The sequence below is a fragment of the Cellulomonas terrae genome, from assembly GCF_007990265.1.
GTDB classification, from domain to species: domain Bacteria; phylum Actinomycetota; class Actinomycetes; order Actinomycetales; family Cellulomonadaceae; genus Cellulomonas; species Cellulomonas terrae.
Map to the genome: position 1 here is coordinate 376,026 of NZ_BJWH01000001.1, position 22,505 is coordinate 398,530.

Consider the following 22,505-nt stretch of genomic DNA (forward strand, 5'->3'; position numbering starts at 1 on the left):
TTCAGGCAGCGGCCAGCCGGCGGCAGGGCCGGTGCGAGGATGGGTGGGTGGTGGAACCCGGCGCGCTGCTCGACGTGCTGCTCGCCGCCGGGGCTCGCTCGGACCGCATGACCCACGTCCGGCACCTGCCCGCGCGGACGGGCACGCAGGCGGACTGGCCGGCCTGGGCCGACCCGGACCTCGTGCAGGGCTACCGCGCCCTCGGGGTCGACCGCCCCTGGCTGCACCAGGTCGAGGCCGCCGACGCCGCCTGGTCCGGCCGGCACACCGTCCTGGCCACCTCGACCGGGTCCGGCAAGTCCCTCGCGTTCTGGCTGCCTGCCCTGTCGACCGCTCGTGCCGCGAGCGCCGAGTCGCTCCTCGACCCCGGCCGCATCGAGTCCGTGGCCCGTCGCGCGACGACCCTCTACCTGTGCCCGACCAAGGCGCTGGCCGCCGACCAGCTCGCCGCGCTCGACCGCCTCCTGGTCGCCGGCCGCACCCGCGACGTCCGGCTGTCCACCTGCGACGGCGACACGTCCCTCGACGAACGCCGCTGGGTGCAGGAGCACGCCGACGTCGTCCTGACCAACCCCGACTTCCTGCACTTCGCGCTCCTGCCGCAGCACCGGCGGTGGGCGCGGTTGCTCGGGTCCCTGCGGTACGTCGTGGTCGACGAGTGCCACGCGTTCCGTGGGGTGTTCGGCGCGCACGTCGGCCTCGTCCTCCGGCGCCTGCGCCGGCTCGCCGCGTCCTACGGCGCGACGCCGACGTTCCTGCTCGCGTCCGCCACCACGTCCGACCCCGCCGCGAGCGCCGCCCGGCTGATCGGCGTCGACCCGTCCGAGGTCACCGCCGTCACCACCGACGCCTCCCCGGCCGGTCGCAAGACCTTCGTCCTGTGGCAGCCGCCCGAGCTGCCCGGGTCCGACGCCCCCTGGTCCGCCCTCCTGCCCGCGGACGACCCGTGGGCCACCCCGCTCGCCCTCCCCCGCCACGTGACCCGCAGCGCGGACGACCTGAGCCCACCCGGTCCGGACGACGTCTGGGCGACCGGCGCCGACGTCACCCCGCCGCCTCCGGCGTTCCCCGGTGCCGAGGACCCCGTCGTCCTGTCGGAGGCCCTCGCCGCGGTGCTGCCCGGCCTCGGCGACGTCCCGGGACCAGGCGCTGGCAGGTTCGGCGGGAGCGACGGATCCGGCGACGCCCGCCCTGGGCATCTCGGCACGGGCGAGGGGTCCGGCCCGCTCGGGACGGGCGAACGGGTCGTCGCGGAGCCCTCCGACCGGCCGCGCCGCACGGCGACCGCCGAGATCGCCGACCTCCTGGCGGACCTCACCGCCGCGGGCGCCCGCTCGCTCGCGTTCACGCGGTCGCGGCGCGGCGCGGAGTCGGTCGCCGCCACCACCCGGGCTCACCTGCTGGAGATCGACCCGACGTTCGCGACCTCCGTGCAGGCGTACCGCGGCGGCTACCTGCCCGAGGAACGGCGGGCGCTGGAGGCCGCGATCCGGTCCGGCGCGCTGCGTGCCCTGGCCACCACGAACGCGCTCGAGCTGGGAGTCGACATCTCCGGGCTCGACGCCGTCCTCATCGCCGGCTGGCCCGGCACCCGCGTGTCGCTGTGGCAGCAGGCGGGCCGCGCCGGCCGCGCCGGCACCGACGGGCTCGTCGTCCTGGTCGCCCGCGAGGACCCGCTCGACACGTTCCTGGTGCACCACGCCGAGGCGATCTTCGACACCCCGGTCGAGGCCACGGTCTTCGACACCACCAACCCCTACGTGCTGGCGCCCCACCTGTGCGCCGCCGCGGCCGAGCAGCCCCTGCGGTCCGAGGAGCTGGACCTCTTCGGCCCGCGCACCGCCGACCTGCTCGCCGAGCTGGTCGAGCGCGGGACCCTGCGCCGGCGCCCCTCGGGCTGGTACTGGACCCACAACGAGCAGGCCAGTCGCCTGACCGACCTGCGCGGCTCCGGCGGCGACCCCGTCCGTGTGGTCGAGTCCGTCACCGGACGCCTGCTGGGCACCGTCGACGCCGCCTCCGCGGACTCCACCGTGCACGACGGTGCCGTCTACGTGCACCAGGGCGCCTCGTTCGTCGTCGACGAGCTGAGGCTCGAGGACGGTATCGCCCTGGTCACCCGCCGCGACGTCGACTACGGCACGTGGGCCCGCTGGGTCACCACGACCGAGATCCAGTCCGTCGACGCCGAGGTGCCCTGGGGGCCGATCACCTGGGGGTTCGGGTCCGTCGACGTGACCACCCAGGTCCTCGGCTACCAGCGCAAACGCATCCCCGACCTGCAGGTGCTCGGCACCGAGGAGCTCGACCTGCCCGCCCGCACCCTGCGCACGACGGCCGTCTGGTGGACCGCACCCGCCGAGGTCCTCCTCGCCGCCGGGGTCACCGTCGAGGCCACGCCGGGCGCCCTGCACGCCGCCGAGCACGCGTCCATCGGCCTCCTGCCGCTGCTCGCGACGTGCGACCGGTGGGACCTCGGCGGCCTCTCCACCGCGCTGCACGTCGACACCGAGCAGGCCACCGTCTTCGTGCACGACGCCTACCCCGGCGGGGCGGGCTTCGCGGAACGTGGCTTCACGCTGGGTGCGACCTGGTTGCGCGCCACCCGCGACGCCATCGCCGCCTGCCGCTGCTTCGCCGGGTGCCCCGCGTGCGTGCAGTCGCCGAAGTGCGGCAACGCGAACAACCCGCTGGACAAGGCCGCCGCGATCCGGCTGCTCACCGCGGTCCTCACCCACGCACCGACGGCCTCCTGAACCAGCACGACCGAGGGCGACCTCGCGAGTCCCGGCGTCGTCTGCACGGTCCACGCCTGCGACCGACGTCGGTCGCCGGCACCCCTCGACGTGCGCGGGGCGGTGAGGCGACGCGCGACGCTCCGGGCAACCCGCGAGCGCGCCCGCCGGCTCACGGCACGATCGGCAGCACCAGGCGCGTCTCGTTCAGGTCCGGATCGGCCACCTCCGACGGGTCCGTGACGTACACCTCGAGGAAGTCGCCACGCATGTCGGCAGGGTTGTCCGACATCCACGTCCGGAGCTCGTCCCAGGCTCCGGGGAGACCCTCGTAGCGACCGACGTGCATCCCGACCGCCGCCGGGCCTCCCGGCAGCTCGACCACCTCGACCCCGCCCCCGAGGGGACCGACGTCGTCCGCGTCGACCCAGAAGCCCGCGGCGAGGTCGACCGAGTCCGGCGTCATGTCGCGGTACCAGCCGAACGCGGGGCCGGTCACGGCCAGCCCCGCTGCTGCGACCTCCTGGACGACGGCGCGGTAGGCGCGGTCGTAGAAGGCCGCCAGGGCGTCCATGGCGACGCGCTCGCGCACGACGGCGACCAACGCGGTCGGCTGCTCTTCGACAGTGATGTCCACGGTGCTCCTCGGGTCGGTGCGGTCGCCTCGACGGGCGTGTGTCAGGAGGTGCCGTGGCACCTCGCGAACACCTTCACCGTGCGCGCGTCGTTCGCGTACTCGACGAGCGTGTTCTCGTCCATGATCACGGCGGACACCTCCGCCGTGCCACGGGTGAACTCCGCAGTGCCAGGAGGAGCGCTGACCGGGAGAACGACGTGCACCACGTGCCGGCGTCCGTCACAGACGAGCGGTAGTCCTGCCCAGGCGAAGACCTCACCCTGGGCGACGTTGACGAATCCTTCCCACTGCACACCGTCGACCGGGCGGCACCGGACGAGAAGCCGGGCGGTGATCGCCGCCCCTCCGTCGGTGAGGTGCGCTGCCGGCAGGACCGTCACATCGGCGACGGGTTGGCGGGTCACCGCTGCGGCCGGCTGAGCGGCGAGCACCGACATGCCCGCCACGAGGAGCGCGATGAGTCCTCGAACCATCTTTCGCACCATGTCTTCCTCCTCCTGCCTTCTCCTTCTCCTTCTCCTTGCTGACCGTCGTCTTCGTGCGCCTCACGGACCGCACGTCGTCCAGCCCGCGCGTCGTCCCGCCCGACCGCCACGCGCTCGTGCCGTGCGGGGTCCGCCCATGGCTCCTCCCAGATCAACCGTCCGCCGGGCGGAGGCGACGTGCTAGGGACCAAGTGCCCGGGTAGGCGGTCTCGGCCCGGGCTCGGGAGCCGATCAGCCCGTCGCGACGGGGACGACCGGTCACCTCCGGGCCGACGCCGGGCCGGCCCGAGCAGACGCCGTCGCGGACCCGGCTGCACCTCGCACCACGACCCGCACGGTGACCACACCTGCTCCCTCGTGCGTGCACGACGAGAGCCTCGCCCCGTTGCGGCGGACGACCTCCGCAGCGACCGGGCACGGGTCACCCGGCTGCCCCGCCAGCACCTGCGACGCCCCGGCGAGCGCGCCGAGGTCGGCCGCCGTCTGCGCGCGGCCGCGACCGAGCTGTGCGGAGCCCAGCAGCCCGAGCAGAGCCGCGACGACCAGGACGACCGCGACGAGCGCGAGCAGCAGGACCGTGCCCGAACCCCGGTCGTCCCCGCACCCGAGGAGGCGGTGACGCCGGACCGTCACGGCTCCACCCGAGCCACGGCGGTCGCCCGCGCCTGCAGCGGCGAGCCGCCCCACGACGCCGGACCCACGGGCGACGACACCTCGACAGTCACCCACCCGTCGGCGCGCGACACCGCGACCGACGCGTCCGCACCGGCCAGCCGCCGAGCCGTCGTCGTGACGTCACCATCCGGTTCCCCCAGTGCGGCGGCCCGGGCCCCGGCTCGTGCGGCATCGGTGCTCCGCGTCTGTGCGATCGCCGCCGACGCGACCGCGAGCAGCGCGACCAGCAGGAGCGCGACCGCGGGCAGACCGATCGCGAGCTCGGCAGTGACGCTGCCGCGATCCCGCCGGCTCGCGGGCATCGTCGCGGCCGTCGTCCCGGCAGTCTTCGTGGTCGCCGGCGCGGTGGTCACGACGACAGGGCCTGACGGATGATCCCGAGCAGCAGCCCCTTGACCTCGTTCCCCTTGAGGATGACGACGAGCAGGCCCGCGAAGCCGACCGCCGCGAGCGTCGCGATGGCGTACTCGGCGGTCGCCATCCCCGCGTCCGCCAGTCCGGCCCGAGCACGGCGGCTTCGTTCGTGCCATGCCAGGACGGTGCGCGGGAGCCGCCGACCGCGTCCGCGGACCGCCGACCGTCGCGCGTCGGACCGGGTGCGCAGGCGCCTCGCGGGGCTGGTCCGGCTCTTCGCATCGCGTTCCGCGCCCGGCGGTGGAACCAGCCGCAGCGTGGCACTCCCGGACGTCGGGTCGTCGTCGCACGGGTGCGTGCGGTCCACTGCCGGGACCGTGGTGTGGTGCGTCATGGCCTCTCCTCTCTCGTGGCGCCGCGGACTGTCCGGCGCCATGCCAGCGTCGACGGCGGCGCGGGTGCGCGGACGTCGCCGGGCCACATCGGTGGGTGGAGGTCCCGCGCGAGGGGGCTGTGGACGCCTCGATCGACGACCTGATCTCGATCGAGCGGTCGGTGGCACGGCGGCTGCGCCGGTGCTCCGGCCCGTGCGTGACCGTTGCCCGCACGAGAGTGTCCGAGGGGAGTCCTACAGTGCGTGACATGGCGACGATCGGGACGGACTGGCGGATGGTCGACGGCGTTGCGACGGCATGGTTCGACGCGCCGTCGCTGACGGCGGGAGCCGCACTGGCCGGGCGCACCGTCGAGCTGTCGACCGAGATCGTCGTGGACCTGCGCGCGACGGGCGTCCGGGTGCGCCTCGACACCGCCGAGCACGCCGAGGCGGTGTCGGCGGCCGCGCAGGAGCTCGGGCTGTCCGCGAACCCTGCCCCTCTCCAGCACCTGAGCGTCGTGCTCGAGTCCGTCGACCCGTCCGCGGTGACACCGTTCTGGCGGCGCGCCCTCGACTACGCGCCCGGGCCGGCCGGCGAGCTGGCGGACCCCCTGCGGCGCGACCCCGCGCTGCGGGTCCGGCGGTCGACCGAGCCGAGGCCGTTGCGCAACCGCATCCACCTGGACGTGGTGCGCCCCTCCGCAGGCGTCGAGCAGGCGGATCTCGGCGAGCCGTTCGGGGCGTACGGGGTCTGTCACGCCGACGCCGACGGCAACGAGGTCGACCTGGTGCCGGGTGGGCCGCTCGACGAGAGGACCGAGGCCTCGGACTGGCAGGCGGTGTTCAGCGCGATGGCGTGCTACCGCACCACCTCCCCGACGCAGCAGCGCGACCTGGTCGCCGCAGCAGCGTCGCTCGCCGACGACGCGGGCTTCCCGCTCCTGGTCGACGTGCGGCCCGGGCTCGTGATCCTCGACAGCGGCAAGGACCAGTGGGTGGACGACGCTCACGGCCTCGACCTCGACTTCACCGACCTCGCCGCACGCCTCCAGACCGCGGCCCGCGAGCTCGGGGCCACGGCGGACCCGGGGGTGCCCCGCTTCGTCCAGCTGTTCCTCGACGCCGCCGACGTCGCCGCGGTCCGCGCGTTCTGGGTCGCCGCACTCGGGTACAGCCCCGACCGCCGCGACTGGAACAGCGACATCAACGACCCCCGCAGGCTGAACCCGGAGCTGGTGTTCCAGGAGGTCGACACCGCGGAGACGGAGCGGCGCCGGCAGCGCAACCGGATCCACGTCGAGCTGGCTGTGCCGGCAGACCTCGCGCAGACGCACCTCGCCACGGCTGTCGGGGCCGGGGGCCGGCTCCTGGACGACTCGCAGGGGCGGTGGCGCGTCGCCGACCCCGAGGGCAACGAGCTCGTGATCGTCAGCGGGGCGTGAGCGCGACGGTCTCCGCAGCGGTCAGGCTCAGCCGACCAGGTCGCCCGCGAGGCTGAGCAGCATCGGCACGAGCCCGAGCAGGACGAACGCGGGCAGGAAGCACAGCCCGAGCGGCAGGACGAGCTGCACCCCGAGCGCACCGGCGGCAGTGCGGGAGCGGGTGCGCCGGTCCCGTCGTCGCTGGTCCGCTCGCCCGCGCAGAGCCGGCCCGGGTGCGGTCCCCGTGCTCCAGCTGGGCCCCAGCGCCTCGACGAGGTCGGTCAGGTCCGAGCCCGCCCACGCCGACTGCCAGGACGCTCCGAGCAGCAGCGCCGACCCGCCCCGAGCCAGCTCCTGCCCCTGTGCTCCGCCCACGGCCGCGCCGACGGCCGACAGTGCCCGCGGCAGGGACACCCCGGTGCTGATCGCGACGTCGAGCAGGTCGAGCAGCAGCACCCCGTCCATCGGCCCAGCGAGATCGCGACCTTCCGGTCGGGCCCGCTCTCGCGCGGTCCACCCTCCACGGACCCACCACCACGGGCTGGTCGCCGCACCGCACGAGAGCACGACCAGCACGGCGAGCCCGGCAGGCGTCACGATCGTGTCCGTACGACGTCGGCACGGACGTCGGGTGGGCCGAGGAGCCCCGTGCCCGATCGTGTCCGCGCAGCGTCGGCACGGACGTGGGGCTGACCGAGGAGCCGTGTGCCCGGTCGGGCCCGTTCACCGCCGCCCCGGACGACAGGCGGTCCGAGGAGCCAGCTGCGGGGCCGGCCCGCCCGAGGCATGCCCGCAGGGTCGTCGCCGGCGCGACCCGCCCGGGCCAGGAGCGCGGCCGTCCACCAGCGCCCCAGCAGCAGCAACGCCGCACCGACCAGCGCCGACACCGTCCCGGGGCCACCGGAGAGGACGACACCGACCGGGTCGGCGCCCAGCAGAGCGCCCAGCACCACGCCGAGCAGCGGGAGCCACGCGAGCACCTGCGCGGTGGAGCGCGGTCCGGACAGCGCCGCGCGGCGTTCGCCCTCCGCCTCCTCGTCGGCCGCGACCGCGGACGCGATCCGTTCGAGCACCCCCGCGAGCGGTGCGCCGAGCTCTTCCGAGAGCCGAACCGCGGCGAGCACCGCACGGGCACGCTGCACCGTCCCGTCGTCGCCGCGCCCGCGCACCCGGCTCCGCCCGGGAGGGGCAACGACTCCGCGGACCGGGCCACTCTCGGCATGCCGGCGAGCCCGCACCCGAGCCGGTCGGGACGTCGCCGCGAGCAGGGCGTGGAGGCTCGGCCCAGGTCCGGGTGCTGTCGCGAGCACGGCGTGGTCGCTGGGTCTGCGAGCCGTCGTGCCGAGCGTCCGGGACCACGCCTGGGCAGGTGCCGCACCGGCGCGGAGCTGCGCGCAGACGCCGAGCAGCACGGCCGCCAGGTCAGGAGCTGCCGATGGTCGTTCCCGTCGGTCGACCGGCCGTTCTCGCGCGGCCGGCCCGACCCGGCGCCCTCCTCCCCCGGCCACCGTGAGGACAGCGAGCGCGACGAGCAGCCCGACCGTGACGCTCATCGGGACCGCCCGAGCTCCGCGCGTGTCACCGGCAGGCCCAGACGGCCCGCGAGCGCCGGCCATGCCGAGCCCGGAGTGGTGACACCCGACGCGTCGACGCGGATCGCGCAGGCGACCTCGAGGTCCCCCGACGCCGCCCGCTGCACGACACCGACCTCGGCGACGTACCGGCGGTCGTCCCGTCGCAGGTGCAGCACCGCGTCGAACGCGCTCGCGGCCTGCGCGGCGAGGGCCTCACGGGACATCCCCGCCAGTGCCGCGAGCGCCTCGAGGCGCGCGGGCACGTCAGCGGCGGCGTTCGCGTGCACGGTGGCGCACCCGCCGTCGTGCCCGGTGTTCAGCGCGGCGAGCACCTCCCGGACCTCGGCGCCCCGGCACTCCCCGAGCACGATCCGGTCGGGTCGCATGCGCAGCGCGTGCCGGACGAGATCGGTCAGGTCCACCCGCCCGGCGCCGTCGACGTTCGCGTGCCGCGCGAGGAGCCGGACGACGTGCGGGTGCGCGGGGGCCAGCTCGCCGGCTTCCTCGACGACCACGAGGCGTTCGTCGTGCGGGACCAGGGACAGCAGGGCGGCGAGCAGCGTCGTCTTCCCCGAGCCGGTGGCCCCCGAGATCAGCAGGTTGGCCCGGGTCGCGACGAGCGCGCGGACCACGGGCACCAGGGCGGGTGCGAGCGTCCCCGACGCGACGAGCTGCTCCACGGTGAACGCGCGGGACCGGACCACCCGCAGGCTGATCAGCGCGCACGCACCCGCGACCGGTGGGAGCACGGCGTGCAGGCGCGTTCCGTCCGGCAGCCGGGCGTCGACCGCGGGAGAGGCGTCGTCGAGCCGCTGCCCGCCCGCCGCGGCGAGCCGGACCGCGAGCGCTCGGACGTCCTCGGCACCCCCGAGGTCCACGTCGGCACGACCCAGCCGGCCCGCCCGCTCCACCCAGACGTCGCGCGGCCCGTTGACCAGCACGTCGGTGACGTCGGGGTCGTCGAGGAGGACCTGCAGCCGACCGGCTCCGAACAGCTCGTCGCGCACGGTCCTGGTGACGGACCTCAGCGCGCTCGAGCCGAGCACGGCGCCGACGTCGCGCGCCGCCGCCTCGACGGCGACACCGAGGGAGCTGTCGGAGGTGGCGTGCGGGCCGAGCCGGGTCCTGACCGCATCGAGGAAGTCTGGTCCGACGCCCCTGACCACCGTGCTCACGTCAGGTTCCGCTGCAGGGCCGTGACGACCCGGGCCGCCGAGCGGGCGGTCCGGCCGGTGTCGGGCACCCCGCCCCGTTCGAGCGCCGCCGCGAGAGCGCGGTCCGGCGCGAGCGTCAGCAGGACCGGCAGGTCGACCGCCTCCGACAGCTCGGTCGAGCCCAGCCCGCCCGGCGCCGGGCCCCGGGCGACGAGCCACGTCGGGACGTTCGGTGGGCCGAGGTGGGGACGCATCGCGAGGATCCCGGCGACCGTCCGCAGGTCGCGCGGCGCGACGACGAGCACGGCGTCGCACGCGCCCGCGAGCGACTCCCCGGCCACGACGGCGGCGCGGTCCAGGTCGAGCACCAGCGCCCCCGCCTCCGAGGTCAGCGCGTGCAGGACGTCGGCGACGACCGCCGGTTCGGGGGCTCCCGGGCGGGCGCGGTCGGCGCTGAGCACCCCGCACGCGCCCCACCGCGGCAGCAGCGCGAGGACGTCTGCCCCGGACACCTCGCCACGCGCGTCCGCCAGGTCCGGCCAGCGGACGCCGTCGGCCGACTCGAGCCCGAGCAGCACGTCGATCCCGGCCGACGCCCGGTCGAGGTCGACCAGGACGGTCGCGGTCCGTCGGGCGAGGTGACGGGCGACGGTCGCGGCCAGCGTCGACGCGCCGGCGCCGCCGCGCCCGGCCACGACACCGATGACGAGCGCGCGCTGCGGAGGTGAGGCGACCGACGGCCAGGTCGGGAGGACGGGTCGGGCACCGGCGAGGGGGGTCATCGGTGCTCCTCTGCGTCGGTGCCGACCTGACCGCCGGCGCACCCCGAACACTGCCGCGCGCGACGGCATCGACGGCGCCCGCTGCCGCTCCCTGTGGACGCCCGTGGGCTCGGCCGGGCTGTGGGCGGCTCGGGGCAGAGTCTCGGTCAGCGCTCCCCGTCGGACGGCCAGGAGCGGTCCGCGCCACCCCGACTCGCCTCGACCGACCTGCCTCGTCAGCCCGCGCTCTGTCGGCGTCGCCCACTAGGCTCACCGCGAGCCGCCAGGCACCCGGACACGGGGCCGCCGACATCGACGACGACCACCGCGGAGCAGCATGGACGAGGACCCGACGCAGCCCGACGTGCTGCGCGAGGCTGCCTTCTTCGACCTCGACAAGACGATCATCGCGACGTCGTCCGCCACGGCCTTCTCCCGCCCGTTCCTGGCCCAGGGCCTGCTCACCCGGCGCTCGGTCCTGCGCACCGCCTACGCGCAGCTGCTGTACCTGGTCGGCGGCGCGGACGAGGACCAGACGGAGCGCCTGCGCGCGCAGCTGTCGCGGATGGTGGCGGGGTGGGACGTCTCGCTGGTGTCCTCGATCGTCGCCGAGACGCTGCACGAGTCCATCGACCCCACCGTGTACGCGGAGGCCGTGGCGCTGATCGAGGCGCACCACGCCGCGGGCCGGGACGTCGTGGTGGTGTCCGCGTCGGGCGCGGAGGTGGTCGAGCCGATCGCCGCGATCCTCGGCGCCGACCATGTCATCGCGACCCGCATGAACGTGGTCGACGGCCGGTACACGGGCGAGATCGACTTCTACGCCTACGGGGAGAACAAGGCGTCGGCCATCCGGGACCTCGCGCTGGTCGAGGGCTACGACCTGGCGGCGAGCTACGCGTACTCGGACTCGATCACGGACGCCCCGATGCTCGGTGCGGTCGGCCACGCGTTCGCCGTGAACCCGGACCGGGCGCTGCGCAGGCTGGCGGCCGAGCGGGGCTGGGGGACGCTGTCGTTCGTCCGGCCGGTCCCGCTGTTCCCGCGCCGGGCGCGCATCGCCACGGCAGGCGTCGTCGCGGTCGTCGCCATCGCCGTCGTGGTCACCTGGGTGGCCGTCCGCCGGCGTCGCCGGGGCCCCTGAGCCCGTCCCGCATCACGGACAGCCGTCCCAGCATCCGGCGGACCGGTCGGCGTGGCCTGCGGCGTCGTCGCCACGGGTTCCGCTCGTCCGGGATGTGAGGTACGACAGGTCTCACAACTGCATGACCGTGAAGGTACCCACGCGCAGGAGAGCCCACCTATGGGCAGGTCGACCGGGCTGGACCCGTCGCGACCGACACCGGTGCACGCTTGATCGCCTTCTCGGTCGGCTGTTGGCGACGGCGCCCCCTGGGGCGCCGTCGTTCGTCAGGGCAGCGAGCCCGCCAGCACACCGTCCGCGATCACGCGCGCCTCGGCCGCCCCGCTCGACACGGCGGCGCCAGACGCGCGCACCCACGCTGCCACGCCGTCGGCCGAACCCGTCGCGAAGCCCGCCGCCGCGCCCAGGTACGGGTTGAGGGCAGCGGCCCAGGCGGGCTCGGTGACGAGCGACCCGGTCGGGTCGAGGCCGCGGGTCGTCAGCAGCAGCCGCGCCACCGCACGGGCGACGATCCCGTTCGCGGCGGCGAACGGTCGTAGGGTGAGCAGCTCGCCGTGCACGACGGCCGCGACGACGAGGGCCGGCGCGGCGGAGTCCTGCAGGGTGCGGCCCAGGAGCTCGACGCGAGCGGCGAGCTCGTCACCGACCACCGCCGGCCCCAGTCCACGGAGGTCGCCGGGCTGCTCGGTCGAGCGCAGCCGGCCGACCGACGCGTCGGGCAGCCAGCCACCGGTCGCGGCGACGTGCAGCTGCGTGAGCAGCTGGCCGAGCGGGGGCAGCGCGACGGCGCCGCGGTCGCCGAGGGCCGGCATCCAGCGCTCCACCAGGGCGGTCGCTCGCAGCGCGCCGACGACCACGGGTGCGTTCCCGCCCTCGGTGGCCAGCGACCGCACGAGCGACAGCGGCACGCGGACGCCCTCGATCTCGCACGACGCGCGTGTCGCCCGCAGACCGGCCTCGGCCCGCACCTCGCGCCACCGGCGCCGGTAGGCCTCGTGCCAGCGCAGCTCCTCGCACGCGACCCTCGCGCGGTCGACCGTGTCGGCGACGCCGGGGAGATCCAGCAGCGGGGTGAGGGGGTCGGTCACGCCGTCACCCTAGTGAGCGCGGCACAATGTCCGGATGGTCTCCCCGAGCGTCTCCTCGTCCATCACGGCGCGCCTGGAGGTGCAGGCCCGGCCGACCGCCGTCAGCGAGCTCACCACGGCGATCGAGAAGGCCGGTGGCATCGTCACCGCGCTGGACGTCACGGCGTCGGGCCACGAGCAGATGACGGTCGACGTCACGTGCGCGACGCGTGGCGAGCAGCACGCCGCGGACATCGTCGAGGCCCTGAAGGGTCTGCACGGCGTGGTCGTCGACCGGGTCAGCGACCGGACGTTCCTCATGCACATCGGCGGCAAGCTGTCGATCGAGTCGAAGGTGCCCCTGCGCAACCGCGACGACCTGTCGATGGCGTACACGCCGGGGGTCGCGCGGGTGTGCGAGGCCATCGCGGCGCACCCGGAGGACGCCCGTCGCCTGACCATCAAGCGCAACACGATCGCGGTGGTCACGGACGGCACCGCGGTGCTCGGGCTGGGCAACATCGGGCCGCTGGCCAGCCTGCCGGTGATGGAGGGCAAGGCGGTGCTGTTCAAGCGGTTCGCGGGGATCGACGCGTTCCCGATCGCGCTGGACACCACCGACGTGGACCAGATCGTGGAGACGATCTGCGCGATCGCCCCGGTGTTCGCGGGGATCAACCTGGAGGACATCTCGGCGCCGCGCTGCTTCGAGATCGAGCGGCGCCTGCGCGAGCGGCTCGACATCCCCGTGTTCCACGACGACCAGCACGGCACCGCGATCGTGGTGGTGGCGGCGCTGACCAACGCGCTGAAGGTCGTCGGCAAGGACCTGGCGACGGTGCGGATCGTCCTGTCGGGCGCGGGCGCCGCGGGCACCGCCGTGCTGAAGCTGCTGCTGGCGGCGGGCGCCAAGGACGTCGTGGTCGCCGACATCGAGGGTGTCGTGCGCGCCGACCGGCCGGGGCTGGACGAGTCCCTGTTCTGGACGGCGTCGATGACCAACCCGCGCGGCATCTCGGGCAGCATCCCCGACGCGCTCCGGGGTGCCGACGTGTTCATCGGCGTCTCTGCCCCCGACGTGATCACGGGGCACGACGTCTCGACGATGGCGAAGGACGCGATCGTGTTCGCGCTGGCCAACCCCCGCCCCGAGGTCGACCCGGACGACGCGGCGCAGTACGCGGCGGTCGTCGGGACGGGGCGCTCGGACTTCGCCAACCAGATCAACAACGTGCTCGCGTTCCCGGGGGTCTTCCGCGGGCTGCTGGACGCGCAGTCGCACCGGATCACCAGCGCGATGCTGCTGGCGGCGGCGTACGCGCTGGCCTCGGTGGTCACGGACGACGAGCTCAACCCGACGTACATCGTGCCCAGCGTGTTCAACCCGGAGGTCACGACGGTCGTCGCGGCGGCGGTGGTGACGAAGGCCGCGCACACCCCGATCGAGGCCTAGACCCTCCGGGAGAGCTCGACAGCGGCCCGCTGCGTCGCCCGGACCAGCCCGTCGGGCACCTCCCCGTCGGCGAACGTGACGGCGAGCCCGGCGATCGGGTGACCGGTGTGGTCGCGCACGACCGACGCGACCGACGCGAAACCGGCGGTCACGTCCCCGCGCTCGGCCGCCCAGCCGATTCGGCGGACCTCGGTGAGGATCGCGCGCAGCTCGGACAGCCGCCGCGGTCCGACGCCCGTGCGGTCGACGAACGCCTCCCGGCCGGGGAACAGGGCGCGCACCTGCGCCGGCGGCAAGCCCGCGAGGATCGCCCGCCCGCTCGCGGTGAGGTGGGCGGGCAGGCGGACGCCGACGTCGGTCACCAGGGCCGGGCGCCCGGCGGCACGCTCCTCGACGACGTAGAGGACGTCGCGCCCGTGCAGGACCGCCAGGTGCGCGCTCTCGCCGACCTGGTCGACCAGCCGGGCCAGCACAGGACGTGCGGCACGCGCGAGCGGCGCCTGCCGGGAGTACGCGGAGCCGAGCTCGAACGCGCTCAGGCCCAGCCCGTAGCGGTGCTCCTCGGGCAGGTGGACGACGAAGCCGTGCTCGGTGAGCACCGCGAGCAGGTGGTAGGTCGTCGACCGGGGCAGGTCGAGCGCGACGGCGAGCGCGGCGGCGGGCAGCGGACCGGTCCGCGACAGGTGATGCAGCAGGCGGAGGGTCGCGTCGGCGGCGGGGACGGCGGTCATGGTGTGTCTGGGATACCAGACAGAATCGCGCCGAGCCACCTAGGAAGCCGTCGCGCGCAGCGGTGTCATGAAGCATGAGCGCCACCGTCGTCGTCGGCACCGGTCCCGTCTCGCTCGCGGACGTCGTCGCCGTCGCCCGCCACGGGGCGGGGGTCCGCCTGTCCGACGGGGCCCTCGCCGCCCTCCGCACGGGTCGCGCGGTCGTCGACGAGCTCGCCGCCGACACCCGACCCCACTACGGCATCTCCACCGGCTTCGGCGCGCTGGCCACCCTGTCCATCCCGGCGGAGCGACGGAAGGACCTGCAACGCAGCCTGGTCCGCTCGCACGCGGCGAGCACCGGCCCGGAGGTCGAGCGGGAGGTGGTCCGCGCGCTCATGCTCCTGCGCCTGTCGACGCTGGCCACGGGCCACACGGGCGTCCGCCCGGAGACGGCGCAGGCCTTCGCCGCGCTGCTCGACGCCGGCCTGACCCCGGTGGTCCGCGAGCACGGCTCGCTGGGCTGCTCGGGCGACCTGGCGCCGCTGGCCCACTGCGCGCTCGCCCTGATGGGCGAGGGCGAGGTCCGCGACGCCACCGGGGCGCTCGTGCACGACCTGCCCGTGCACGAGCTGACCGAGAAGGAGGGCCTGGCCCTCATCAACGGGACCGACGGCATGCTCGGCATGCTCGCGCTGGCGCTGCACGACCTGGAGCAGCTCCTGGACACGGCCGACGTCGCCGCGGCGATGAGCGTCGAGTCGCTGCTCGGCACCGACGCGGTCTTCGCCGCGGACCTGCAGGGCCTGCGCCCCCACCCCGGCCAGGCCACCTCCGCGGCGAACCTCCGCGCCGCCCTGCACGGCTCCGGGATCATGGCCAGCCACCAGACCCCGGAGTGCACCCGGGTGCAGGACGCGTACTCGCTGCGCTGCGCCCCGCAGGTGCACGGTGCCGCCCGGGACACCGTCGCGCACGCGAGGGCGGTCGCGGAGCGTGAGCTGGCCGCGGCGATCGACAACCCCGTGATCACCGACGACGGCCGCGTCGAGTCGAACGGCAACTTCCACGGCGCCCCGGTCGGCTACGTGCTCGACTTCCTGGCGATCGCCGTCGCGGACGTCGCGAGCATGTCCGAGCGCCGCACCGACCGGTTCCTCGACGTCGCGCGCAGCAACGGCCTGCCCCCGTTCCTGGCGCACGACCCCGGCGTCGACTCCGGCCTGATGATCGCCCAGTACACGGCCGCCGGGCTGGTCTCCGAGCTCAAGCGGCTGGCGGTCCCGGCGAGCGTCGACTCGATCCCGTCGTCGGCCATGCAGGAGGACCACGTGTCGATGGGCTGGCACGCGGCCCGCAAGCTGCGCCGCGCCATCGACGGCCTGACCCGGGTGCTCGGCATCGAGATCCTCACGGCCGCGCGAGCGCAGGACCTTCGCGCACCCCTGCAGCCGTCCCCCGTCACGGGTGCCGTGAGGAACCTCCTGCGCGAGGCGGGCGTCCCCGGCCCCGGCCCGGACACGTACCTCTCCCCCGACCTCGAGACCGCCGCCGACCTCGTGCGCGACGGAGCAGTCGCCGCGCAGCTAGGAGCCCACCGATGACCGGCCCCCGCCCCGTCCGCGCCCCGCGCGGGACCACCCTGACCGCCCGCAGCTGGCAGACCGAGGCCCCGCTGCGGATGCTCATGAACAACCTCGACCCCGAGGTCGCCGAGCGCCCCGACGACCTGGTCGTCTACGGCGGCACCGGCCGGGCGGCCCGGTCGTGGGACGCGTACGACGCCATCGTCCGGACGCTGACCACGCTGGGCGACGACGAGACGCTGCTGGTCCAGTCGGGCAAGCCCGTCGGCGTGCTGACGACGCACGAGTGGGCACCGCGCGTCCTGATCGCCAACTCGAACCTCGTCGGGGACTGGGCGACGTGGCCGGAGTTCCGGCGGCTGGAGCAGCTCGGGCTGACGATGTACGGGCAGATGACGGCCGGCTCGTGGATCTACATCGGCACGCAGGGCATCCTGCAGGGCACCTACGAGACGCTGGCCGCGGTCGCCGCGAAGCGGTTCGGCGGGACGCTGGCCGGCACGCTCACGGTGACCGGCGGCTGCGGTGGCATGGGCGGGGCGCAGCCGCTCGCGGTCACGCTCAACGGGGGCGCGTGCCTCATCGTCGACGTCGACGGCGACCGGCTGCACCGCCGGGTCCGGGAGCGCTACCTGGACCAGGTGGCGGGGAGTCTCGACGAGGCGGTCGCGCTCGTCACGTCAGCGAGGGCGGCCCGCACAGCCCTGTCCGTGGGCGTCGTCGGCAACTGCGCGCAGGTGCTGCCCGAGCTGCTGCGCCGCGGTGTCGAGGTCGACGTCGTCACCGACCAGACCTCCGCGCACGACCCGCTGTCCTACCTGCCGGTCGGCGTCGACGTGGCCGACTGGACGTCGTACGCCGCGGCGAAGCCGGAGGAGTTCACCGACCGCGCGCGCGAGTCGATGGCCCGCCACGTCGAGGCGATGGTCGGGTTCCTGGACGCGGGCGCGGAGGTGTTCGACTACGGCAACTCGATCCGCGACGAGGCACGCCAGGGCGGCTACGACCGGGCGTTCGACTTCCCCGGCTTCGTGCCGGCGTACATCCGGCCGCTGTTCGCGGAGGGCAAGGGCCCGTTCCGGTGGGCCGCGCTGTCGGGCGACCCGCACGACATCGCCGTCACCGACCAGGCCGTGCTCGACCTGTTCCCCGACGACGACCACCTGCACCGCTGGATCCGCGCGGCGCAGGACCGGGTCGCGTTCCAGGGCCTCCCCGCGCGCATCTGCTGGCTCGGGCACGGCGAGCGCGACCGCGCGGGGCTGCGGTTCAACGAGCTCGTCGCGTCCGGCGAGGTGACCGCCCCGCTGGTCATCGGCCGTGACCACCTCGACGCCGGCTCGGTCGCGTCGCCGTACCGGGAGACGGAGGGCATGGCCGACGGGTCCGACGCCATCGCCGACTGGCCGCTGCTGAACGCGCTGGTCGCAGCGTCGTCGGGGGCGACCTGGGTGTCGATCCACCACGGCGGCGGCGTCGGGATGGGCCGCTCGATCCACGCGGGCCAGGTCTCGGTGGCCGACGGCACCGCCCTCGCCGCCCGCAAGCTCGCGCGCGTGCTGTCCAACGACCCGGGCACGGGGGTGCTGCGGCACGTGGACGCGGGCTACCCCCGGGCGGAGGAGGTCGCGACGGCCAACGGTCTGCGGGTGCCGATGCGCGAGGGCGACGCATGACGTTCGCCTCGACGTGGGCCGACCTCGCCCCTGTCGGCCGCGCGCCGGACGGTGGCTACCGCCGGTTCGCCTGGACCAGCGAGGACCACGTGCTGCGCGAGTGGTTCGCGGGCGAGGCCTCCGCCCGTGGGCTCGACCTGACGACCGACCGGGCCGGCAACCAGTGGGCGTGGTGGGGCGACCCCGACGTGACGCCCGGGGTCGTCACGGGCAGCCACCTCGACTCGGTCCCCGGCGGCGGCGCGTTCGACGGGCCGCTCGGGGTGGTCAGCGGGTTCGCCGCGCTGGACGCGCTCCGGGCGAAGGGCGTCGCTCCGCGCAGGCCGTTGGGCATCGCCCACTTCGTCGACGAGGAGGGTGCGCGCTTCGGCGTCGCCTGCGCCGGGTCCCGCCTGATCACGGGTGCCCTCGACGCGGACCGTGCGCGCGGGCTGCGCGACGCCGACGGCGTGACGATGGGCGAGGCCCTGCAGCGGGCGGGCCGTGACCCGCACGCCCTCGGCCGCGACGACGAGACGCTCCGCCGCGTCGCGTCGTTCGTCGAGCTGCACGTCGAGCAGGGCCGCGGCCTGGTGCACACGGGCGACGCGGTCGGGGTCGGCCGGATGATCTGGCCGCACGGCCGCTGGCGGGTCGAGCTGCGCGGCGAGGCGAACCACGCCGGGACCACGCCGCTCGCGGACCGGAGAGACCCGATGCTCGACCTCGCGGCGTTCATCGCGCACGTCCGGCGGGCGGCCGACGACGCCGGTGCGCTCGCGACCGTCGGCAAGCTGCACGTCGACCCGAACGGCGTCAACGCGATCCCGTCGCAGGTCACGGCATGGCTCGACGTCCGGGCGGAGGACGAGTCGGCGGTCCGCGCGGTCCTGGCGGCGCTGCGCGACTACGCCCCGGCCGAGGAGTCCTGGACCCCGGTCACCCTCCTCGACTCCGACCTCGCGGACGTCGTGGCCGGCGCGTTGACCGACCCGCCGCGCCTGGGCACCGGCGCGGGCCACGACGCCGGGATCCTCGCCGCTGCGGGCGTCCCGACGGCGATGCTCTTCGTGCGCAACCCGTCGGGCATCTCCCACGCCCCCGGGGAGGACGCCGACGAGGCGGACTGCCTGGCGGGCATCGACGCGCTGGCCACGGTGCTGGAACGGTTGCTGACATGACGACCTACTGGGCGGCGCACGCCTGGCTGCCGGGCGGCCTGGCCGGCGACGTCCGGATCACGGTGGCCGACGGACGGATCGCCGCCGTGGCCACGGGGCCGGCAGAGCCCACCGACCACCGCCTTCCCGGCGTGGTCCTGCCCGGCTTCGCCAACACGCACTCGCACGCCTTCCACCGGGCGCTGCGCGGACGCACGCACGACGGCGGCGGCACGTTCTGGACGTGGCGGGAGCGCATGTACGCGCTGGCCGCGACGCTGACCCCGGACACGTACCTGGACCTGGCACGCGCCACGTACGCCGAGATGGTGCTCGCGGGGGTGACGGCGGTCGGTGAGTTCCACTACCTGCACCACGGCGCGGACGGCACCCCGTACGACGACCCGAACGTCATGGCCGAGGCCCTGCGCACCGCCGCGCACGACGCCGGCCTGCGGCTCACCCTGCTGGACACGGCCTACCTGACGGGCGGCATCGACGCCCCGCTGGAGGGCGCCCAGCGCCGGTTCGGCGACCACGACGCCGACGCCTGGGCCGCCCGCGTCGCCGCGATCCGGCCCGACGACACCCTGACGGTCGGCGCCGCGATCCACTCGGTCCGCGCGGTCCCGCTCGACGCGATCCCCGTCGTCGCCGCGCACGCGACCGGGCGCCCGCTGCACGTGCACCTGTCCGAGCAGCGCCTGGAGAACGAGCAGTCGCTGGCCACGTTCGGGGTCACCCCGACCCGGCTGCTGGAGGATGCGGGCGCGCTCGGCCCGGACACCACGGCGGTCCATGCGGTCCACCTGACCCCGGAGGACGTCGCGATCCTCGGCTCGACCCGCACCGGGGTGTGCCTGTGCCCGTCGACCGAGCAGGACCTCGGCGACGGGATCGCACCGGGTGCCCTGCTGCACGCAGCGGGCGCCCGCCTGAGCGTCGGCAGCGACCAGCACGTCCGCACCGACCTGCTCGCGGAGGCGCGGACGGTCGAGCTGCACGAGCGCCTCGCGGGCGAGGAGCGCGGCGTCCTGGCCCCTGCGGTCCTGGTCGACCTGCTGACGACGGGTGGCCACACGAGCCTGGGCGACCGCACCGGCGGCCGGCTCGAGCCCGGCGCCCGGGGCGACCTCGTCGCCGTCCGCACCGACACCCCACGGACCGCCGGTGCCGACCCCGCCCAGCTCGTCCTCGTCGCGGGCGCCGCGGACGTCGACACGGTCGTCGTCGGCGGTGTCGTGCGGGTCGAGGGCGGCCGGCACGTGCTGGGCGACGTGGGCGCGATGCTCGGCACCGCGATCCGTGCGGCATGGGAGGAGGCTCGATGACGTCGCACCTGGTCACGGGGATCGGCGAGCTGGTCACGCACGACCCGCGGTTCGACGGACCGCTCCTGGACGCGGCGCTCGTCGCGCAGGACGGTGTCGTCGTCTGGGTGGGCCCGTCCGCCGAGCAACCGGCCGCGGACGACCGCACGGACCTCGGCGGTGCCGCGGTGGTCCCCGGCTTCGTCGACCCGCACACGCACCTCGTCTTCGGGGGCGATCGCGCGGCCGAGTTCGAGTCCCGCATGGCCGGCACGACGTACACGGGCGGCGGCATCGCGACCACGGTCGCCGCGACCCGCGCGGCGTCCGAGGACGACCTGCGCCGACGCCTCGCGGCCCTCGTGGCCGAGGCGCGCGCCCAGGGCACCACGACGATCGAGGTCAAGAGCGGTTACGGGCTCGACGTCGAGAGCGAGGTCCGCCTGCTCCGCCTGGCCCGCGAGGTCACGACGGAGACGACGTTCCTCGGAGCGCACGTCGTCCCGCCCGGCGTCGACCGCGGCACCTACGTCGCCCTGGTCACCGGCCCGATGCTCGACGCGTGCGCCCCCCACGCCCGCTGGGCCGACGTCTTCTGCGAGCCCGGCAGCCCGCTGGCGTTCGACGGGGACGAGGCCCGGACGGTCCTGGTCGCCGCGCGGGACAAGGGCCTCGGCCTGCGCGTGCATGCCAACCAGCTCACGCCGGGGCCAGGGGTGCGGCTGGCCGTCGAGCTCGGCGCGGCGAGCGTCGACCACTGCACCTACCTGAGCGGTTCCGACGTCGACGCACTGGCCGACTCCGACACCGTCGCCACCCTGCTGCCCGGCGTCGAGTTCTCCACCCGCTCGCCCTACCCGGACGCCCGTCGGCTGCTCGACGCGGGTGTCGAGGTCGCGCTGGCCAGCGACTGCAACCCGGGCACCTGCTTCTCCACGTCGATGCCCCTGATGATCGCGCTCGCCGTCCGCGAGATGCGGATGACCGTCGCCGAGGCGCTCCGTGCGGCCACGCTCGGCGGCGCCCGCGCGCTGCGTCGCGACGACGTGGGCCACCTGCGCCTCGGTGCCCGCGCGGACCTCGCCGTCCTCGACGCCCCGACCCACGTGCACCTGGCCTACCGCCCGGGCGTCCCGATCGCCCGGGCGTTGAGCCTCTAGGCCCAGGTCGCGCGCAGGTACTGGGGCTGCCACGCCGCATCGTCGGCGACGCCCAGCTCGTGCGCGGCCCGCAGCGGCCAGGACGGGTCGCGCAGACCCTCGCGGCCGAGCAGGATCGCGTCCGCCGACCCGTCGACGAGCACCGCCTCCGCCTGTGCCGGGTCCGTGAGCAGCCCGACGGCCGCGACGGGCAGCGCCGACGTCGCGCGCACCTCGTGCGCGGCGGGCACCTGGTAGCCCGGGCCGACGGGGATCTGCGCGGGCGCGTTGCCGCCGGTCGAGACGTCGACCAGGTCAACGCCGTGCCCGCCCAGCTCCTTCGCGACGAGCGCGACGTCCTCGACCGTGAGCCCGCCCTCGACCCAGTCCGTCGCGGAGAGCCGGACGAACAGCGGCTTGTGGTCGGGCCACACGGCGCGGACCGCGTCGGTCGTCTCGACGAGCAGGCGCGCGCGGTTCTCCAGCGAGCCGCCGTACTCGTCGTCCCGCTCGTTGGACAGCGGCGAGAGGAACTGGTGCAGCAGGTAGCCGTGCGCGGCGTGCAGCTCGACGACGTCGAAGCCGGCGTCGTCGGCCCGTCGCGCGGCCGCCGCGAACGCCCGAGGGATGCCGGCGATCTCGTCGAGCGTCAGCGCACGGGGCGTCGCGAGCCCGGGGAACGCGGTGGCCGACGGGCCGACGGTCGCCCAGCCGCCCTCGTCGACCGGCACGGAGCCGCGCCCGCCGGCGAACGGCGAGTACGTCGACGCCTTGCGGCCCGCGTGCGCCAGCTGCACGCCGACCAGGGTGCCGCGCTCGTGGACGAAGTCGGTGATCCGTCGCCACTCCGCGATGTGCAGGTCGTGCCACAGCCCGGTGTCCTGCGGCGAGATCCGCCCCTCGGGCACGACCGCCGTGGCCTCCGCGATCAGCAGCCCGAACCCGCCGGCCGCCCGGGCGCCGAGGTGCACCAGGTGCCAGTCGTTCGGGCTGCCGTCGACCGCCGAGTACTGGCACATCGGCGCGAGCCAGGCGCGGTTGGCGAACGTGGTGCCGCGCAGGGTCAGCGGCGAGAAGAGGAGGGTCACGTGCGGTCGCAACCGCGGTGG

General features: G+C 75.3%; 21 protein-coding genes. 9 read left to right on the top strand and 12 right to left on the bottom strand.

The window, feature by feature from the left end; all coding sequences use genetic code 11:
- Nucleotides 1-107 precede the first annotated feature (107 nt).
- Nucleotides 108-2,756 (top strand): DEAD/DEAH box helicase, encoded by a 2,649-nt coding sequence (locus CTE05_RS01845; protein ID WP_146844482.1) that lies wholly within the window; start codon nt 108-110, stop codon nt 2,754-2,756.
- 151 nt (nt 2,757-2,907) lie between these two features.
- Here the strand turns inward: CTE05_RS01845 and CTE05_RS01850 are convergent, their stop codons facing one another.
- The 5 genes from CTE05_RS01850 to CTE05_RS20815 all read right to left on the bottom strand — a co-directional run bounded on the left by CTE05_RS01850 (nt 2,908) and on the right by CTE05_RS20815 (nt 5,136).
- Nucleotides 2,908-3,372 (bottom strand): GyrI-like domain-containing protein, encoded by a 465-nt coding sequence (locus CTE05_RS01850; protein WP_146844391.1) that lies wholly within the window; start codon nt 3,370-3,372, stop codon nt 2,908-2,910.
- Between the two features lie 41 nt (nt 3,373-3,413).
- A complete protein-coding gene (locus CTE05_RS01855; protein WP_146844392.1) occupies nt 3,414-3,845 on the bottom strand; it encodes a hypothetical protein in 432 nt (143 codons plus the stop codon).
- A gap of 270 nt (nt 3,846-4,115) precedes the next feature.
- A complete protein-coding gene (locus CTE05_RS01860) occupies nt 4,116-4,490 on the bottom strand; it encodes an Rv3654c family TadE-like protein (RefSeq protein WP_146844393.1) in 375 nt (124 codons plus the stop codon).
- A complete protein-coding gene (locus CTE05_RS01865; protein WP_246123191.1) occupies nt 4,487-4,885 on the bottom strand; it encodes a TadE family type IV pilus minor pilin in 399 nt (132 codons plus the stop codon). Before CTE05_RS01865 ends, CTE05_RS01860 begins: the two co-directional genes overlap by 4 nt.
- On the bottom strand, nt 4,882-5,136 hold the full coding sequence (locus CTE05_RS20815; RefSeq protein WP_246123202.1) for a DUF4244 domain-containing protein: 255 nt from the start codon (nt 5,134-5,136) through the stop codon (nt 4,882-4,884). The genes CTE05_RS01865 and CTE05_RS20815 overlap by 4 nt, the downstream gene beginning before the upstream one ends.
- Nucleotides 5,137-5,528: 392 nt before the next feature.
- On the opposite strand from CTE05_RS20815, the gene CTE05_RS01875 reads away from it, so the two are divergent.
- Complete coding sequence (locus CTE05_RS01875) at nt 5,529-6,704, top strand: VOC family protein (RefSeq protein WP_246123192.1); 1,176 nt, start codon at nt 5,529-5,531, stop codon at nt 6,702-6,704.
- A gap of 27 nt (nt 6,705-6,731) precedes the next feature.
- Here CTE05_RS01875 and CTE05_RS01880 read toward each other — a convergent pair whose 3' ends face one another.
- From CTE05_RS01880 to ssd, 4 genes are all read right to left on the bottom strand, one after another.
- Nucleotides 6,732-7,280: a type II secretion system F family protein gene (locus CTE05_RS01880; protein ID WP_146844395.1), complete on the bottom strand. Its 549-nt coding sequence runs from the start codon at nt 7,278-7,280 to the stop codon at nt 6,732-6,734.
- Nucleotides 7,277-7,852, bottom strand: coding sequence for a type II secretion system F family protein (locus tag CTE05_RS20105; RefSeq protein WP_186814694.1), 576 nt, complete (start codon nt 7,850-7,852; stop codon nt 7,277-7,279). Before CTE05_RS20105 ends, CTE05_RS01880 begins: the two co-directional genes overlap by 4 nt.
- A gap of 380 nt (nt 7,853-8,232) precedes the next feature.
- Nucleotides 8,233-9,432 carry a TadA family conjugal transfer-associated ATPase gene (locus CTE05_RS01890; protein WP_146844396.1) on the bottom strand — a complete coding sequence of 400 codons (1,200 nt, stop codon included), beginning with the start codon at nt 9,430-9,432 and terminating at the stop codon, nt 8,233-8,235.
- Nucleotides 9,429-10,193, bottom strand: a complete 765-nt coding sequence (gene ssd, locus CTE05_RS01895; protein ID WP_146844397.1) for a septum site-determining protein Ssd — start codon at nt 10,191-10,193, stop codon at nt 9,429-9,431. Before ssd ends, CTE05_RS01890 begins: the two co-directional genes overlap by 4 nt.
- A gap of 316 nt (nt 10,194-10,509) precedes the next feature.
- On the opposite strand from ssd, the gene CTE05_RS01900 reads away from it, so the two are divergent.
- Complete coding sequence (locus tag CTE05_RS01900; protein ID WP_146844398.1) at nt 10,510-11,316, top strand: HAD family hydrolase; 807 nt, start codon at nt 10,510-10,512, stop codon at nt 11,314-11,316.
- 266 nt (nt 11,317-11,582) lie between these two features.
- On the opposite strand, the gene CTE05_RS01905 is transcribed toward CTE05_RS01900, so the two are convergent.
- A complete protein-coding gene (locus CTE05_RS01905; RefSeq protein ID WP_146844399.1) occupies nt 11,583-12,404 on the bottom strand; it encodes a Fic family protein in 822 nt (273 codons plus the stop codon).
- A 34-nt stretch (nt 12,405-12,438) separates the two neighbouring features.
- On the opposite strand from CTE05_RS01905, the gene CTE05_RS01910 reads away from it, so the two are divergent.
- Nucleotides 12,439-13,836 (top strand): NAD-dependent malic enzyme, encoded by a 1,398-nt coding sequence (locus tag CTE05_RS01910; protein ID WP_146844400.1) that lies wholly within the window; start codon nt 12,439-12,441, stop codon nt 13,834-13,836.
- Here the strand turns inward: CTE05_RS01910 and CTE05_RS01915 are convergent.
- Complete coding sequence (locus CTE05_RS01915) at nt 13,833-14,567, bottom strand: IclR family transcriptional regulator (RefSeq protein ID WP_146844401.1); 735 nt, start codon at nt 14,565-14,567, stop codon at nt 13,833-13,835. The genes CTE05_RS01910 and CTE05_RS01915 overlap by 4 nt on opposite strands.
- Before the next feature lie 74 nt (nt 14,568-14,641).
- Here CTE05_RS01915 and hutH point away from each other — a divergent pair, with 74 nt between their 5' ends.
- The 5 genes from hutH to hutI are packed head-to-tail and all read left to right on the top strand — an operon-like array spanning nt 14,642 to nt 21,417.
- Complete coding sequence (gene hutH, locus CTE05_RS01920) at nt 14,642-16,150, top strand: histidine ammonia-lyase (RefSeq protein ID WP_146844402.1); 1,509 nt, start codon at nt 14,642-14,644, stop codon at nt 16,148-16,150.
- The gene (hutU, locus tag CTE05_RS01925; RefSeq protein ID WP_146844403.1) at nt 16,147-17,808 is read left to right on the top strand and encodes a urocanate hydratase; all 1,662 of its coding nucleotides are present in this window, start codon (nt 16,147-16,149) and stop codon (nt 17,806-17,808) included. The genes hutH and hutU overlap by 4 nt, the downstream gene beginning before the upstream one ends.
- Complete coding sequence (locus CTE05_RS01930) at nt 17,805-18,968, top strand: allantoate amidohydrolase (protein WP_146844404.1); 1,164 nt, start codon at nt 17,805-17,807, stop codon at nt 18,966-18,968. Before hutU ends, CTE05_RS01930 begins: the two co-directional genes overlap by 4 nt.
- Nucleotides 18,965-20,278: a formimidoylglutamate deiminase gene (locus CTE05_RS01935; protein WP_146844405.1), complete on the top strand. Its 1,314-nt coding sequence runs from the start codon at nt 18,965-18,967 to the stop codon at nt 20,276-20,278. Before CTE05_RS01930 ends, CTE05_RS01935 begins: the two co-directional genes overlap by 4 nt.
- Nucleotides 20,275-21,417, top strand: coding sequence for an imidazolonepropionase (gene hutI / locus CTE05_RS01940; protein ID WP_146844406.1), 1,143 nt, complete (start codon nt 20,275-20,277; stop codon nt 21,415-21,417). The genes CTE05_RS01935 and hutI overlap by 4 nt, the downstream gene beginning before the upstream one ends.
- On the opposite strand, the gene CTE05_RS01945 is transcribed toward hutI, so the two are convergent.
- On the bottom strand, nt 21,414-22,484 hold the full coding sequence (locus CTE05_RS01945; RefSeq protein ID WP_146844407.1) for an NADH:flavin oxidoreductase/NADH oxidase: 1,071 nt from the start codon (nt 22,482-22,484) through the stop codon (nt 21,414-21,416). The two genes, hutI and CTE05_RS01945, sit on opposite strands and share 4 nt — an antisense overlap.
- Between the last annotated feature and the right edge of the window lie 21 nt (nt 22,485-22,505).